We start from the raw sequence: 15,361 nt of genomic DNA, 5'->3' as shown, positions 1-15,361 counted from the left end.
GGCTGCCCTCGTGAACCGCATCCTGAGAAACCACACAGCCCTGTCCGTCGCCGGCCTCGCCGCGGCGGCTCTCCTGCTCTCCGCCTGCTCGTCCGGAGGCTCCGGCGCGGCTCCCAGCAGCGCCGCCACGATCGTCGTCGAGAACGCGAAGCCCACGCTCACGCTCGTCGACGAGAACGGCGAGCAGTCGCTGCAGGAGGACCGCACGGTCGCGCGCGACTCCGTCGAGGTGCCGCAGTCCCCCTCCGCCGTCGTGACCTTCGACATCGCCACTCTCGACACGCTGCACACGATCGGCGCCGGCGACGCCGTCGTCGCGATCCCCGACGTGACGCTGCCCGAGTACCTCTCCGAATACGCCGATCTGCCCACGGTCGGCACGCTCTTCGAGCCCGACTTCGAGGCCGTCGCCGAGCTCGAGCCCGATCTCATCGTCACCGCGGCGCGCAGCACAGGACAGTACGACGAGCTGTCCGAGATCGCCACCACGATCGACCTGACCGGGAGCTACGCCGGCACCTTCGACCCCGCGGCGGCTCTCGAGCGCGCCACCCAGCTCGGTGAGATCTTCGACCGCGAGGACGAGGTCGCGGAGGCGGCCGCCGAGACCGAGGAGCTCGTCTCGACCATCAGCGGCGAGGCGTCGGGCACCGCCCTGGTGCTCTCGGTCTCGGGCGGCGAGTACGGCGCCTTCGGCGAGGGCTCGCGCTTCGGCTACTTCTTCGACGCACTCGGATTCACCCCGGCCGTCCCGGCGTCGGAGCTGCCCGGCGCCGAGGGGTCGCCGCACGGTGACACCGTCACGAACGAGTTCATCCTCACGGCGGCACCGGAGTGGATCTTCGCCTTCGACCGCGGTGCCGCCACCGGCGAGGGCAGCACGGCCGAGCAGACCCTCGACAACGCCCTCGTCGCGCAGACGCCGGCCGCCCAGGACGACGCCATCGTCCTCCTCCCCGCCAGCGAGCTCTACATCGTGATCAACGGCCTCACCGCCGTGCAGAACGTGCTCGAGTCGGTGCACGACGCGATGCGGGCCTGAGCGCGCCTCGAGAGCGGAACGATCCCGACTCCGTGACGCCCCGCGCCCTGATCGTCGCGGGGACGGCCCTCGTGGCCGCCCTCGCGACGCTCTCGCTGTTCCTCGGCGTCGCTGAGCTCGACGCCTTCGTCCTCGTCGAGAGCCGGCTGCCGCGCACCCTCGCCCTGCTGCTCGCGGGGTCCGCCTTCGCCGTCATCGGCCTGATCCTGCAGCTGCTGACCCGCAACCGGCTCGTCGAACCGGGCACCACCGGCGCGACCGACGCTGCCACCCTGGCGCTGCTCGCGATCCTCCTCCTCGCGCCCGACCTGCCGATGTGGTCGAAGGCGGCCCTCGCGTCGGTCGGCGCTCTCGCCGGGGTCCTCGGCTTCCTCGCCCTGGCGCGGCGCATCCCGTCGCGCTCGAGTGTGCTCGTGCCGGTCGTCGGGATCCTCTACGCGGGGGTGATCGGAGCCGCCACCACGTTCCTCGCCTACCGCACCGACACGCAGCAGGAGCTGCTGAACTGGGGCATCGGCGACTTCTCGGGGATCCTCCGCGGACGCTACGAGATGCTCTACGTCGCGGCGGCCGCCGCGGCCGTCGCCTGGATCGTCGCCGACCGCTTCACCGTGGCGGCCCTCGGCGAGGACACCGCCCGCGGCCTCGGGCTCGACACCCGCGCCGTGATGCTGATCGGAGTCGTCGTCATCGCCGTGGTCACGGGGGTCATGATCGTGGTCACCGGGGCGCTGCCCTTCCTCGGCCTCATCGTGCCCAACCTGGTGAGCCGGATGGTCGGCGACAGCATGCGCCGCTCCGTGCCCCTGGTCGCTCTGCTCGGCGCCGCCCTGGTCCTCGCCTGCGACATCATCGGGCGCACCGTCCGGTTCCCCTTCGAGCTGCCGATCTCGCTGGTGATGGGGATCGTCGGCGGACTCGTGTTCCTCCGCCTGCTGATCGGCCCCTCGCGCAGGAGGACCGTCCCGTGAGCCTGCGCCTCGCCTCGCCCGGCACCCGCCTCCTCCTGCTCGCCGCGGCCGCCCTCGCGGTCGTCGGCCTCTACCTCCTCACCGATCTCCCCGGTCGCTGGGAGTACGCCCTGGGGCTCCGCGGCCGCACCGTGCTGGGGATGGCGATCGCCGCCTCCGCCATCGGAGTCGCGACCGTGCTCTTCCAGACCATCACCGCCAACCGCATCCTGACGCCCGGGATCATGGGTTTCGACGCGGTGTTCCTGATGATCCAGGTGGTGACCGCCTTCGCGATCGGCCCGGCGCTGCTGGTCGCGGCGCCCGCGCTGGTGACCTGGCTGGTCGAGCTGGTGCTGATGACCGGCGTCGTCGTCGCGCTCTACTCCTGGCTGTTCGTGCGGCGCAGACTCGATCTGCACGTGATCGTGCTGGCCGGACTCGTGCTGGGCGTGCTGCTGCGCTCCGCGACGGGGTTCCTGCAGCGCCTCCTCGACCCCGACACCTTCGCGATCGTGCAGAACCTGACCTTCGCGAGCTTCACCTCGGTCGACCGCGAGCTCCTGCTGCCGACCGGCGTGCTGGTCGTCGCGGCGATCGCGGCACTGTGGCCGATCCGGCGCTCGCTCGACGTGCTCGCGCTCGGCGAGGCGACCGCGGTGTCGCTCGGAGTCGAGCACCGACGCACGGTGATGCACGTGGTCCTCGCGATCGCTGTCATGGTCGCGGCCTCGACCGCGCTCGTCGGCCCCGTCGCCTTCTTCGGGCTGATCGTCGCGAACGTCGCCTACGGAGTCGTCGGGCACCGCCATCTGCGCAGCATCCCCGCCGCGGTGCTGGTCGGCGTCGTCGCGCTCGTCGGAGGGCAGCTGATCCTCGACCGAGTGCTCGGTTTCGGCACCGAGCTGCCCGTCGTGATCGAGTTCGTCGGCGGCCTCCTCTTCCTCCTCCTCGTCCTGACCGGAAGGGCCCGCTGACATGATCCAGACCACCTCCCTCACCAAGAGGCACGGCTCCCTGGTCGCCGTCGACGGCGTGGACCTCGCGATCGGAGCCGGTCTCACCGCGATCATCGGGCCGAACGGCTCCGGCAAGTCGACGCTGCTGGCCGCGATGGGGCGTCTCGTGAGAGCCGACGAGGGAGTCGTCACCGTCGACGGTCTCGACGTCGCGACGACCCGCTCCCGCGAAATCGCGACCCGCCTCGCGATCCTCCGCCAGGACAATCACCTCGCGATCCGCCTGAGCGTCGAGGAGCTGGTGGCCTACGGCCGTTTCCCGCACGGAGGCCGGGGCACCTCGCCCGAGGACCGCGCGCTGGTCGACGCGGCGATCGCGGCGCTCGATCTCTCGGAGGTGCGCGGCCGCTTCCTCGACGAGCTCTCGGGAGGCCAGCGTCAACGCGCCTTCGTCGCGATGGCGCTGGCGCAGGACACCGACCACCTCCTCCTCGACGAGCCCCTCAACAACCTCGACCCGCGCCACGGCGTCGTGCTGATGAAGCTGCTGCGCCGCCTCGTCGACGAGCGGGGCACGACCGTCGTGGTCGTCCTGCACGACATCAACGTCGCGGCGCAGTTCGCCGACGAGATCGTCGCGATCCGCGACGGGCGGGTCGTCCACCACGGGTCGGTGGCGGAGGTGGTGACGGCACCCCACCTCGAGGCGCTCTACGACACGCCGGTCGCCGTCGAGCGGGTCGCCGGGCGGCATGTCGTGCTCTGGCTCTGAGCCGGGTCGTCGGATTCGGCCCTAGCCCCGCAACGGGGCCCATGTTAACGTGAACACCAGCCGCCAGCAGGTCCTCTCGGCGGCCCAGCACCTCCTCGACCGGAAAGGTCTCGACGATGAGACGACGCTCCCCGGAGCCCTCTGCCGCCGCGCCCAGGCGCGCACGCTCCCTCCTCCTCTCCGCACTCGCGTGCACGAGCGTCGCCCTCTCAGGCGCCCTCGTCCCGGTCGCCGCTCAGGCCGCCGACGTGCCCGCACCCACCGCGCACTACGACATGTCGCACGCCAGCTCGAGCCTGCTCGACATCTCGGGCAACGGGCGCAACGCCACCCTGACCGGCCTCACCGACACCTCGTTCGCCGACGCCGGAGGCGACCAGGTCGCGCGGTTCAGGGGCAACGGCTACGCGGCGCTGCCGAAGGGCCTCGTCACCGGCACCGACAACTCCTTCGCCGTCGAGTACACCGTCAAGACGCAGACCGCCGCCAACCAGTTCGGCTGGGTGATCGGCGACGGAGTCGGCGCCTGGAACACCACGCAGCTGGGCAACCACGTCTTCGTGAACCCGCGCAGCTCGGAGGGCGGCTACAGCAACCAGGTGCTCTCCGGCATCCGCGTGAAGGACAGCGGCAACGGCGAGACGCGCCTGCCCGCCGGCGGCGGCCTCAACCCCGGCTTCACGACGCTCACGCTGGTCGGCTCCGGCACCGGTTCGAGCACGACGCTCACCCTCTACCGCGACGGCACGCAGATCTCGACCGTCACGGCGAGCAAGTCGATGGCGAGCATCATCCCGTCCGGCTCGACGCTCGGCTACCTCGGCCGCTCCCTCTACACCGGCGACGCCCTGCTCACCGCCGACGTCACCGACGTCAAGTTCTGGGACACCGCGCTCACCGCCGACCAGGTCGGCTCGAGCATGCCGACCGCGGCCGCCAAGTCCGCCGCGACCTCGGCACTGCTGCGCTCCGACGTCCTCCCCGTGCTCCTCGCCGGCAACCCGTCGCTCGATCGGGTCTCGTCGAACCTGACGCTGCCCGCGACGAGCAGCGGCGTCTCCCTCACCTGGTCGTCGTCGAACCCCGCCGTGGTCTCGACCACCGGAGTCGTCTCGCGCACCCTCGCGCAGGACACCCCGGTCACGCTCACCGCCACCACGAGCGTCGGCAGCACGCTGACCTTCGACGTGATCGTGCTCGCTCCGACGATCAACGACGACCTCGACGCCCTCGCCCTCGCGAGCCGCACCACCGAGAACCTGCCCCTCGTGGTGACGGGCGCCGAGAACGGCACCGCCATCACCTGGACCTCCTCCGACCCGGCGCTCGTCACCCCGACGAACACCGGCTACACCGCTCCGGCGGTCGGCGCGGCCGACCCGTACCGGGGCGGCGGAGTCGTCACCCGCCCCGCCTACGGCTCAGGCGACAAGACGGTCACCCTCACCGCGAAGGCGACGCTCAACGGAGTCTCGGAGTCGCGGACCTTCACCCTCACGATCGCCGAGCTCGGCCGCACGGCACCCGACGCGGGCTACGCCTCGGCGTACTTCAGGTCGGACGGCGACGAGAAGATCTACCAGGCGGCGACGGCGGGCAACGACTTCTTCACCTTCTCGCCGGTGAACGGCGGCAAGGCCGTGATCACCTCCACCACCGACACGAAGGGGCTGCGCGACCCGTTCATCCTCCGCTCGCACAACGGCGACAAGTACTACATGGTCGCCACCGACCTCTGCATCTCGTGCGGCACCGGATGGGGCCCCGCCCAGTCGAACGGCAGCCTCAAGATCGAGGTCTGGGAGTCGACCGACCTGGTCCACTGGGACCGCACCAACGGCGTCGACACCGGCATCACGGTCAACCAGCCCGCCGCGGGCATGACCTGGGCCCCGGAGGCGTACTGGGACGACGCCCTGCAGTCGTACGTCGTCTTCTTCTCGTCCCGCCTCTACTCCGACGCGACGAAGACCAACACCGACAAGCTCTACTCCCGCGTCTTCTCGGTGATCACCCGCGACTTCCGCACCTTCACCTACCCGCCGACCACCTGGCAGGACACGGGCTACGCGCGGATCGACTCGACGGTGACGAAGATCGGCGACTACTACTACCGCTTCACCAAGAACGAGGAGGGCGGCGCCGCAGGCACCCTCGAGGCCGGCAAGGACATCTTCCTCGAGAAGTCGACGGTGCTGACCGCGCCGACGACCTCGTCGAACTGGAACGCCGACCCGACGACGACGTGGCAGCTGACCGACACGAACATGACCTCGCTCGAGACCGGCCAGGCGGGTGAGGGGCCCGAGATCATCAAGCTCAACGCGGGCGACCCGAACGACACCACCGCGAACGGCGACGGCTACGCGTTCCTCGTCGACAACTACGGCAGCGGCGGCTACAAGGCCTTCGTCACCAGCGGCGCGGCGATCGCGGGGAGCACGCAGAACGCGCGCCTCTCGAAGTCGGCCGACTGGACCGTCTCGACCAAGGGCGGTCTGCCGGCCAGCCCCCGCCACGGAGCGTTCGTGAGCGTCCCGCAGACCGTCCTCACCGCGATGAAGGACTGGACGGGGATCGCCGCCGTCGACTCCACGACCACGGTCACCGCCGACGGCCGCACCGTGACCGCGACGGTCGCCGCGGCCGATCAGGGCGAGGTCGTCGGAACCGTCACCTTCGCCGGAGGCACCTGGTCGAGCACCGTCCCGCTCGCGGGCGGCTCGGCGAGCGCCACCGTTCCCGCCGGTGTCGGCAGCGTCACCGCGACCTACAACGGCTACGCCGACGCGCTCGTGAACACGTCGGCCTCGGCCGCGGTGTCGCTCGACACGCTCGATCTCGCTCCGGTGGTCTCGACGCGCTGCGTCGCCGGCAAGGTCGTCCTCACGGTGACCGTCAAGAACAACGACACCGTCGCGGCGGACGTCACCGTCGAGTCCGCCTTCGGCTCGAAGTCGTTCACCTCGGTCGCCCCCGGATCCTCGGCCTCGGCCGCGTTCACGACGCGCCTGAAGTCGACTCCGGCCGGCACCGTGACCGTGACCGGGTCGGCCGTCGGCCAGCCGGCCTTCACGGCGACGGTGCCCTCCGCGGCGGCCACCTGCTGATCGAGTGGCGGGCGCGTCGAGATCGGCGCGCTCGCCGCTCGGGCAGGCAGGCGGCGCCGGCGCCTCCCTGAGAAGGGCCCCCGTCCTCCGCTCATCGCGGAGGCGGGGGCCCTTCCCGTGCCGGTCAGCTCGTCGGCGCCAGCAGGTCGGCGTGGTGCACCTCGGCGACGTTCGGGTGCGCGCGGAGGCGGTAGCGCAGCGCGTTCTCGCCGTACGTCTCGAGGATCGGGCTGTTGGTCGGGTCGACCGACAGCCCCGACTTCAGCTCCTCGGGCAGGGGCAGCGAGGGCATCGTCGAGTCGAGCGAGGGGTTGAAGAAGAACGGGATCGAGATGCGGTCGGTGCCGATCAGCGGCGAGATCACGCGGTGCAGCGTCGCCTTGAGGTAGCCGCCCGTCGCCAGCTCGAGCATCTCGCCGATGTTGACGACGAACGCACCGGGCATCGCCGGCGCCTCGATCCACTGGCCGTCGTGCTCGACCTGCAGACCGCCCTTGCCCTCCTCGACGAGCAGCAGCGTCAGCACGCCGCCGTCGCGGTGCGCGCCGACGCCCTGCTTGGGCTCGGGGTCGGAGGTGCCCGGGTAGCGGACGACCTTGACCAGCGAGAACGGCTTCTCGGCGAACGCCTCGTCGAAGACGTCGGCGGGAGCGTCGAGAGCCACCGCCCAGGTGCGCAGCAGTCGGATCGCGACCGCGGCGAGCTCCGCGTGCCAGCGCTCGAACAGCGTGCGGAACTCCGGCAGCGCCTCGGGCCAGAGGTTCGGGCCCTCGAGGCGCTGGTAGTCGGGCACCTCGGGCCCCTGCTCGACGACGTCGCGGTCGATGCCGATGTCGACCTGCTCGCGGTAGTCGATGTCGCCGTTCGTCAGCTCGGCTCCGAAGCGGGTGTAGCCGCGGAACTGAGGGCTGAGGGTGTTCTCGATGGCGAGCTTGTCCGCCTCCGGGAGCTCGAAGAACCGTCGCGACACCGCGACGACGTCGTCGAGCAGGTCCTGCGGCACGCCGTGGCCGACGAGGTAGAAGAAGCCCACGTCGTGGGTAGTCTCGCGGAGGTCGCGGCGGAAGGCGGCGGCCTCCTCCTCCCCCTGGTCGAGGCGGGACAGGTCGAGGATCGGCAGGGATTCGGTCATGGGGAAAGCCTTTCGCAGATCGGTATCTCCGGACCCATTGTTACGACAACTAAATGCGAGAACCCCGGCAGTGGGCGGAGGAGACCGGATCTCCGGGCCTCCCGCGCACTGCCGGGATTCTCTGAGTCGCCGAGTGTTACGGCGTCGGCATGCCGCCGTTGACGTGCAGCGTCTCGCCGATCACGTAGCTCGACTCGGGCGACGCGAGGAACACGTAGGCCGACGCGAGCTCGGAGGGCTGACCCCAGCGGCCGAGCGGCGTCTCGGAGCCGACCTCGGGCAGCTTCTCGGGCGGCTGGCCGCCCGCGGTCTGCAGCGGCGTCCAGATCGGGCCGGGCGCGACGACGTTCACGCGGATGCCCTTGGGGGCGAGCTGCTGCGAGAGCGCCTTCGAGAAGGTGTTGATCGTCGCCTTGGTGGAGGCGTAGTCGACCAGCGTCGGCGACGGCGCGTAGGCCTGGATCGACGAGGTGCTGATGATCGTGGAGCCCGGGGCGAGGTGCGGCAGGGCCGCCTTGATCAGCCAGAACATCGCGTACACGTTCGTCTTGAAGGTCTCGTCGAACTGCTCGTCCGAGAGCTCGAGGAGGTCCTCGACGAACTGCTGCTTGCCCGCGTTGTTCACGACGATGTCGAGCCCGCCGAGGCCCTCGACCGCCGTGGCGACAGCGCCGACGGTGAAGTCGTGGTCGGTGAGGTCGCCGGGGATGGCGACGGCGGTGCGGCCGGCCTCCTCGATCAGGGCGACGATCTCCTGCGCGTCCGACTCCTCCTCGGGGAGGTAGACGAGGGCGACGTCCGCGCCTTCGCGGGCGTAGGCGATGGCGACGGCCGCGCCGATGCCGGAGTCGCCTCCGGTGATGAGCGCCTTGCGCCCGGCGAGACGGCCGGAGCCGCGGTAGGTGTCCTCGCCGCGGTCGGCGCGGTCCTTCATCTTCGAGTCCAGGCCGGAGCCCTTCTGGTACTGCTCCTCGGTGTCGATGTCGGCGAACATCTTCGTCGGGTCCTCGAAGGTGTACTGGTCTTTCGCGGTGTTCTGGTCGTTCGGAATCTCGGAAGTCATGCTCCGACGGTAGGCGCGACAGGGCCGGCCCCGCGCGTGCTTGACAGCTCGGCACCTCGGGAGGACGCGCATCCACCGGAGCCGACAGGGGACAATGGCCGGGTGACTCACGACGCCCCGACCTTCGACCCCGAGACGCCCCTGCCCGGCTGGCAGCACGCCTACTCCGGCAAGGTCCGCGATCTCTACACGCCCGACGACGCCGATCCCGTCCTCGGCGCCGACCGCATGCTCGTGGTCGCGAGCGATCGCGTGAGCGCCTACGACAGCATCCTCGAGCCCGGTATCCCCGGCAAGGGCGAGCTGCTCACCGAGCTGTCCCTGTGGTGGTTCGGGCAGCTCGCCGACGTCCCCAACCACCTGCTTCCCGGCGAGATCCCGGAGGCGGTGCGCGGCCGCGCGATGCTCGTGCGCACCCTCGACATGTTCCCGATCGAGTGCGTCGTCCGCGGCTACCTCTCGGGCAGCGGCTGGAAGGAGTACCGCTCGACGGGTGCCGTCTGCGGCGTCGCCCTCCCCGAGGGCCTGGCCGACGGCGACCGCCTGCCCGAGCCGATCTACACGCCGGCCTGGAAGGCACCGCAGGGCGAGCACGACGAGAACATCACGTTCGAGCGCACGGTCGAGCTCGTGGGCGACGAGGCGGCGGAGGCGCTGCGCACCCTCTCCCTGCACGTCTACCGGGAGGCGGCGACGATCGCCCTCGCGCGGGGCGTGATCCTCGCCGACACGAAGTTCGAGTTCGGCGTCGAGCCGGCGTCGGGAGTCGTCACTCTCGGCGACGAGGTGCTCACGAGCGACTCGTCGCGCTACTGGGACGCGGAGGCCTACGACGCGGGGATCCGTGGCCGCTCCTTCGACAAGCAGATCGTCCGCGACTGGCTGTCGGACAACTGGGACGGGCGCGGGACACCGCCCCGCCTCCCGCACGAGATCGTGGAGCGGACCGCTGCGCGCTACCGGGAGCTGATCGAGCGCCTGACCCGCTGAGGCTCAGGCCTCGGGCGCGAGAGCCGGCGGCTGCCCCTCCAGGACCCGGCTCACCTCGTCGAGCAGCGCCCCGAAACTGACGGCGACGGCGTCGGGGATCGCCTCGGCGATCGTGCGGATGGCGCCGTAGGTCGGCGCGTCCGTCTCGGCGATCGCGTGCTGCGCGCTCTCGGTGAGGCAGAGGATGCGGCCCCGACCGTCTGAGGGGTCGGGCACGCGATCGACGTAGCCCGCCCTGACCAGGCGGTCGACCAGGAGCGACACGGCGGCCGTCGTGATCGTGAGTGCGCCGGCGAGGTCGACGCCGCGGACGATCTCGTCGCGGTCGGCGCCCATGCCGATCAGGCGGAGCGCGGCCAGGTCGGAGGTGCCGATGCCGAGGCGTCGCTCGACCCGCGCGTCGTAGTCGCGCTCGGCGGAGCGCAGGCGCGTGAGCAGTGCGAACAGATCGGGTCGGGCATCCACGGCGTCGCGCCTTCCTGGGGGTCGGCGGGCGCCCCGAGCGGGTGCTCGCCCCAGCCATCGAACCACTTCTCTGCGCGACGGGCGCGACGTCTAGCACACAGACACGGCCGATGTCCTCAACTGGCTAACCGGCTGAACCACTCCGTAGGGTCGATCGGAGCGGTCGGGCGCCTGCCCTCTTCAGCCGCGACGGGGGCTTCCCTCGCGATCGCCCCCGGAGGAGCACTGCATGAGCGACCACAACGGCACCCTGTTCCGCCCCGGAGGCACCGTCCGCTTCGTCCGCTGGATCTCGTCGAGAGACGGCGGCTGGGCGCCCGAGATCGTGCAGGGCCGCTATCTGCAGCGCGACGACGCCGGCTGGCTCGTCGAGATCGACGGGACACCGACCGTCCTCACCAAGGACGACTGGGCGGTCTACCGCTGAGGTGCCGTCCGATTTCTCCGGCGTAGTCTTGCGAGAGTGCGTTCCGTCGATCGCCGCGGACTCACCTCGGCACCCTTCCTCCTGACCACCGTGGGCACGACGAGCCTCGTGTTCCTCTGCGCCTTCGAGGCCCTCGCCGTGACGACGATCATGCCGATCGTCAGCGCCGATCTCGACGGGCGCGCGCTCTACCCGCTCGCGTTCGCCGCGACACTCGCCGCGGCCGTCGTCGGGATGGTGACGGCCGGGTCCTCGGCCGACCGGCGAGGCCCGACTCCGGCCCTCGTCACGGCGATCGCGCTCTTCACCCTCGGGCTGATCGCGGCCGGCACGGCGAGCACGATGGAGGTCTTCGTGGCCGCCCGGCTGCTGCAGGGCCTCGGCAGCGGAGGCATCACCGTCACCCTCTACGTGCTCGTCGCCCGCGTCTTCCCCGCCGACCTGCATCCGCGGATCTTCGGCGCGTTCGCCGCGGCGTGGGTCGTCCCCTCGCTGATCGGCCCGTTCGCCGCGGGCCTCGTGGCCGAGCTGGTGAGCTGGCACTGGGTCTTCCTGGGAGTCGTGGTCCTGGTGGGCGTCGCGAGCGCGGTCATCGCGCCGACCCTCCGAGCGCTCGAGCCGCGGGAGCAGCGCCCGTTCGACCGCGGTGCCGTCGCCCGGGTCCTCCGCGCGATCGTCGTCGCGGCCGGAGTCGTCGTGCTGAGTGCGAGCGCCGAGATCGCCCCCGACGCCGCCTGGCTCCTCGCCGCGGCCGCGATCGTGGTGGTCGTCCTGGCGGTCCGGGCGCTCCTGCCCGCGGGGACGCTCCTGGCGCGCGGCGTGCTGCCGTCGACGATGCTGCTCCGAGCGCTCGTCGCCGCCGCGTTCTTCGGCACGGAGGTCTACCTCCCGCTGCTCCTGAGCGAGCAGTACGGCCTGCCGCCCTGGCTCTCGGGCGCGACCCTCACGGCCGGTGCGGTGTCGTGGGCCCTCGGCTCGAATCTGCAGGGCCGCCCGGGCACCCGGCTGTCGCACGGCGCGGCAATGCGCCTGGGCACGGCGCTCCTGCTGAGCGGGATCCTCGTCGTCCTGGCCACCGTCGTCCTCGCGCTCTCGCCGATCGTCGCCGGGGTCGGCTGGTTCCTCGCGGGAGGCGGGATGGGTGCGATGTTCCCGCGCATGGGGACGCTGACGCTCGCCCTGTCGGCCCCGGGACGCGAGGGCTTCAACAGCTCCGCCCTGCAGATCGCCGATTCGACGGGCGGATCGGTGTCACTCGCGCTGACCGGGCTGCTCGCCGCAGGCGTCACCGGGCTGGTCGGAGGCGGGGCGGCGGTCTTCGGCGCCACCTTCGCCTACGGAGCCCTCGTCGCACTCGGCGCGGTGCTGCTCGCCGGCCGTCTCAGCGGGCTCCTCCGCCGCGAGGGCGTGGAGGAGCCCGCCCTCAGGGATCAGCTGTAGAGCGACTCCGGCACGTCGAGCCCGTAGATGGCCCGCCCCGAACTCCAGATCACCGAGCACGCGGCACGGAGGAGATCGGTCGGGTCGTCGCCGGCGCTGACGATGACGACGGAGTCGCCCTCGAGACGCACCTTCGCCGAGCGCACCGCGTGGGTGCCGTTCTTCGAGACCGTCGTCTCCGGGTAGGGCAGGTGCAGCTCACGGAGGTCGCCGAGGATGTACTGCGGACGCAGCTTCGCCTCGGCCGCGAGAAGCTGCTTGGCGCGGTCGATGCCGGTGAGCACGTGTGCGCCGGCCATGCCTGCCGCGTTCGCCCCGGCGATGTCGGTGTCGAGACGGTCGCCGAGGAACAGCGCGTTCGAGGATCCGAAGCGCGCGGTCGCCGCGTCGAAGATCGCCCGCTCGGGCTTTCCCGCGACGACGGGGAGGCGGCCGACCGCGGTGTGCACCGCCGAGACGAGCGTGCCGTTGCCGGGCGCGATGCCGCGGGCGACAGGGATGGTCCAGTCGGTGTTGGTCGCGACCCACGGGATGCCGGTGTGCAGGGCGAACGACGCCTCGGCCAGCTGCTCCCAGCCGACGGTCTGGGCGAACCCCTGGATGACCGCAGCGGGCGACTCCTCGGCGCTGCGCGTGACGACGAAGCCCGCGCGCTCGACCTCCGTGGTCAGTCCCTCGCCGCCCACGACGAGCACCGTCGAACCGGCCGGCACCAGATCGGCGAGCAGCACGACCGCGGCCTGGGGCGACGTGACGACGTCCTCCGGACGCACGGTGAGACCGAGGTCGGAGAGATGCGCCGCGACCGAGGCGTCGGTGCGGGAGGCGTTGTTCGTGATGTATCCGACGCGCAGCGTCTCGGCGGCTCGGTTCAGGCTCTCCACGGCATAGGGGATCGCGTCGGCACCCTTGTAGACGACGCCGTCGAGATCGGCGAGGACGGCATCGCGCCCGTCGAGCGGCGTGGGGTCAGTCTTCGAGCTTCGGAACATCGGAGCCCTCCTCGTCGGTGTCGGCGGTGTCGGACGCGTCGGCCGCGGCGGGCTCGTCTGCGGTGTCGGCGGCGTCGGGCGCGTCGGCTGCGGCGGGCTCGTCTGCATGGGAGACGGGCTCGTCCGCTTCGGAGACGGGCTCGTCCGCTTCGGAGACGGGCTCGTCGGCTTCGACGGAGTCCTCGGGCGCGGCGGGCTCCTCGGGGACGGGTGCGTCGGAGGCGGTGGGCTCGTCGACGGCGGGGTCGAGAGCGACGCCCTCCTCCTCGACGACCTCGATCGTCTCGTCGTCGCCCCCACCCTCGGCGGCGAAGACCGCCCGCTCGGCGATGTCGGCGCGACGCTGCCACTCGGCGGCCTCCGCCGTCCGGCCGAGCTCGTCGAGCACGAGCGCGTAGGCGGCGAACAGCGCCGGGCTGTACGAGAAGGCGCGATCCGGATCGAGCTGCGGGATCTCGAGCTCCATGAGGGCGAGCTCGGTCTGATCGAGGTCGAGACGCGCGCCCGACATCGCGATCGCGAGCGACACCTGGGCCCCGGGGCTCAGAGCAGTGCGGTCGATCGAGCGCCCGAGCTCGAGCGCCCGATCGGGGCGACCGACGCCGCGCTCGCTGTCCACCATCAGCGGAACCTGCTCGTCGGAGCCCGAGATGCGGCGGTAGGTGCGCAGCTCCCGCAGCGCCAACGCGTAGTCGCCGATGGCGTAGGCCGAGATCGCGAGGGACTCGCGGACGATCGCGATCCGCCCCGCGCGACGAGCAGCCGAGAGCACGTGACGGTGCGCGAGCTCGGGGTCCTCCTCGAGGAGGCGTCCCGCCATCACCAGATGCATGGCGACCCACTCGGCGTTCTCTTTAGTGAGTGTCCGGAGCTCGTTGCGCGCGACCCGGTCGAGGTCCTTCGCCTGCACGTCGTCGGGCAGCTCGGGATCGTCGTGGCGGGGTCGCACCGACTGGAGCGAGCGCCGCTCGCGCTCCTCCTCCGAGATCTCGGGCTCCTCTCGAGGAGCGCCGCGCCCGGCGAAGCCGTCGCGTCCGCGACCGGCACCGCCGGCTCGGTCGCCGCCTCCGCGGCGGTCGTCCGACCAGCTGCGTGCACCGCTGTCGCGCGCGCCACGTGCGTCGGCGCCGCGCTGCGGGCGGGAGTCGCCGTCGCGGCGCGGCCTCGAGTCGCCGTCCGTGCGCGGCCGGGAGTCGCCGTCGCGTCGGGGACGGGCGTCACCGTCGGTCCGAGGACGGAAGCCACCCTCACGCCGCGGTCCCGAGTCGCCGTCACGGCGAGGACGCGAGTCGCCATCCGTCCGAGGACGGAAGCCACCCTCGCGCCGCGGGCCGGAGTCGCCGTCACGGCGAGGACGCGAGTCGCCATCGGTCCGAGGACGGAAGCCACCCTCCCGCCGCGGGCCGGAATCGCCGTCACGGCGGGGACGGGAGTCGCCATCTGTCCGCGGACGGAAGTCGCCCTCCCTCCGCGGTCGCGAGTCTCCGTCACGACGCGGCCGGGAGTCACCGTCGGTGCGGGGGCGGTCGTCGCCCTCCCGCCGAGGGCGTGACTCTCCCTCGCGGCGAGGTCGTGCGTCACCGTCGGCACGTGGACGCGAATCGCCGTCGCGTCGGGGACGGGAGTCGCCGTCTGACCGGGGACGGGAGTCGCCCTCCCGACGGGGGCGTCCTGCTCCGTCGCGATCGGGCCCTCGACCCTGTCGAGCATCATCACGAGGAGCGGACGAGCGGCCGGAGCCGCCTGCCCGGGGCGGGCGCTGGTCGCGCTTGTCCGATCCGCGGTCCTTGCGGTCGGGAGCTGAGTCGTCCATGCGTACCTCGCTGTCGTGGTGATGCTCTGTGGAGTTGACCCGTCCGGGAGACGGGGAGTGCGTGCCGGAGCACGCGGTGCGACCACCCTAACGAACCGGGTGGTTAAACAGCGATGGCCACCCAGTGTCTGGGTGGCCATCGTGAATGGTGTCCGGCGGTGTCCTACTCTCCCACAGGGTCCCCCCTGCAGTACCATCGGCGCTGA

The 15,361-nt window shown here is 71.6% G+C and carries 13 protein-coding genes; 8 read left to right on the top strand and 5 right to left on the bottom strand.

What is annotated here, in order from left to right:
• Positions 1–10: 10 nt before the first annotated feature.
• From B9Y99_RS09225 to B9Y99_RS09205, 5 genes are all read left to right on the top strand, one after another.
• Positions 11–1,042 (top strand): siderophore ABC transporter substrate-binding protein, encoded by a 1,032-nt coding sequence (locus B9Y99_RS09225; RefSeq protein ID WP_085476345.1) that lies wholly within the window; start codon positions 11–13, stop codon positions 1,040–1,042.
• 32 nt (positions 1,043–1,074) lie between these two features.
• Positions 1,075–2,013 (top strand): iron chelate uptake ABC transporter family permease subunit, encoded by a 939-nt coding sequence (locus tag B9Y99_RS09220; protein WP_208856921.1) that lies wholly within the window; start codon positions 1,075–1,077, stop codon positions 2,011–2,013.
• Positions 2,010–2,969 (top strand): iron chelate uptake ABC transporter family permease subunit, encoded by a 960-nt coding sequence (locus B9Y99_RS09215; protein ID WP_085476344.1) that lies wholly within the window; start codon positions 2,010–2,012, stop codon positions 2,967–2,969. Before B9Y99_RS09220 ends, B9Y99_RS09215 begins: the two co-directional genes overlap by 4 nt.
• Before the next feature lies 1 nt (position 2,970).
• Positions 2,971–3,723, top strand: coding sequence for an iron ABC transporter ATP-binding protein (locus tag B9Y99_RS09210; RefSeq protein WP_085476343.1), 753 nt, complete (start codon positions 2,971–2,973; stop codon positions 3,721–3,723).
• Positions 3,724–3,839: 116 nt separating this feature from the next.
• Positions 3,840–6,833 carry an immunoglobulin-like domain-containing protein gene (locus B9Y99_RS09205; protein ID WP_085476342.1) on the top strand — a complete coding sequence of 998 codons (2,994 nt, stop codon included), beginning with the start codon at positions 3,840–3,842 and terminating at the stop codon, positions 6,831–6,833.
• 124 nt (positions 6,834–6,957) lie between these two features.
• Here B9Y99_RS09205 and B9Y99_RS09200 read toward each other — a convergent pair whose 3' ends face one another.
• Positions 6,958–7,965 (bottom strand): isopenicillin N synthase family dioxygenase, encoded by a 1,008-nt coding sequence (locus tag B9Y99_RS09200; protein WP_085476341.1) that lies wholly within the window; start codon positions 7,963–7,965, stop codon positions 6,958–6,960.
• Between the two features lie 136 nt (positions 7,966–8,101).
• Complete coding sequence (locus tag B9Y99_RS09195) at positions 8,102–9,028, bottom strand: SDR family oxidoreductase (protein WP_085476340.1); 927 nt, start codon at positions 9,026–9,028, stop codon at positions 8,102–8,104.
• A gap of 102 nt (positions 9,029–9,130) precedes the next feature.
• Here B9Y99_RS09195 and B9Y99_RS09190 point away from each other — a divergent pair, with 102 nt between their 5' ends.
• A complete protein-coding gene (locus B9Y99_RS09190) occupies positions 9,131–10,018 on the top strand; it encodes a phosphoribosylaminoimidazolesuccinocarboxamide synthase (protein ID WP_085476339.1) in 888 nt (295 codons plus the stop codon).
• A 3-nt stretch (positions 10,019–10,021) separates the two neighbouring features.
• Here the strand turns inward: B9Y99_RS09190 and B9Y99_RS09185 are convergent, their stop codons facing one another.
• Positions 10,022–10,483 carry a MarR family winged helix-turn-helix transcriptional regulator gene (locus tag B9Y99_RS09185; protein WP_085476338.1) on the bottom strand — a complete coding sequence of 154 codons (462 nt, stop codon included), beginning with the start codon at positions 10,481–10,483 and terminating at the stop codon, positions 10,022–10,024.
• A 229-nt stretch (positions 10,484–10,712) separates the two neighbouring features.
• Here B9Y99_RS09185 and B9Y99_RS09180 point away from each other — a divergent pair, with 229 nt between their 5' ends.
• Positions 10,713–10,910: a hypothetical protein gene (locus B9Y99_RS09180; protein ID WP_085476337.1), complete on the top strand. Its 198-nt coding sequence runs from the start codon at positions 10,713–10,715 to the stop codon at positions 10,908–10,910.
• 36 nt (positions 10,911–10,946) lie between these two features.
• Positions 10,947–12,350: an MFS transporter gene (locus B9Y99_RS09175; RefSeq protein ID WP_085476336.1), complete on the top strand. Its 1,404-nt coding sequence runs from the start codon at positions 10,947–10,949 to the stop codon at positions 12,348–12,350.
• On the opposite strand, the gene B9Y99_RS09170 is transcribed toward B9Y99_RS09175, so the two are convergent.
• Both B9Y99_RS09170 and B9Y99_RS09165 read right to left on the bottom strand, forming a co-directional pair.
• Entirely contained in the window at positions 12,341–13,342 is a 1,002-nt protein-coding gene (locus tag B9Y99_RS09170) for an HAD-IIA family hydrolase (RefSeq protein WP_085476335.1), read from the bottom strand. The two genes, B9Y99_RS09175 and B9Y99_RS09170, sit on opposite strands and share 10 nt — an antisense overlap.
• Positions 13,320–14,291, bottom strand: coding sequence for a hypothetical protein (locus tag B9Y99_RS09165; protein WP_085476334.1), 972 nt, complete (start codon positions 14,289–14,291; stop codon positions 13,320–13,322). Before B9Y99_RS09165 ends, B9Y99_RS09170 begins: the two co-directional genes overlap by 23 nt.
• Positions 14,292–15,361 lie beyond the last annotated feature (1,070 nt).

This window comes from Rathayibacter oskolensis (assembly GCF_900177245.1).
GTDB classification, from domain to species: domain Bacteria; phylum Actinomycetota; class Actinomycetes; order Actinomycetales; family Microbacteriaceae; genus Rathayibacter; species Rathayibacter oskolensis.
Note: the sequence above shows the minus strand (reverse complement) of the source record. Positions and strands in the feature narration are given on the sequence as shown.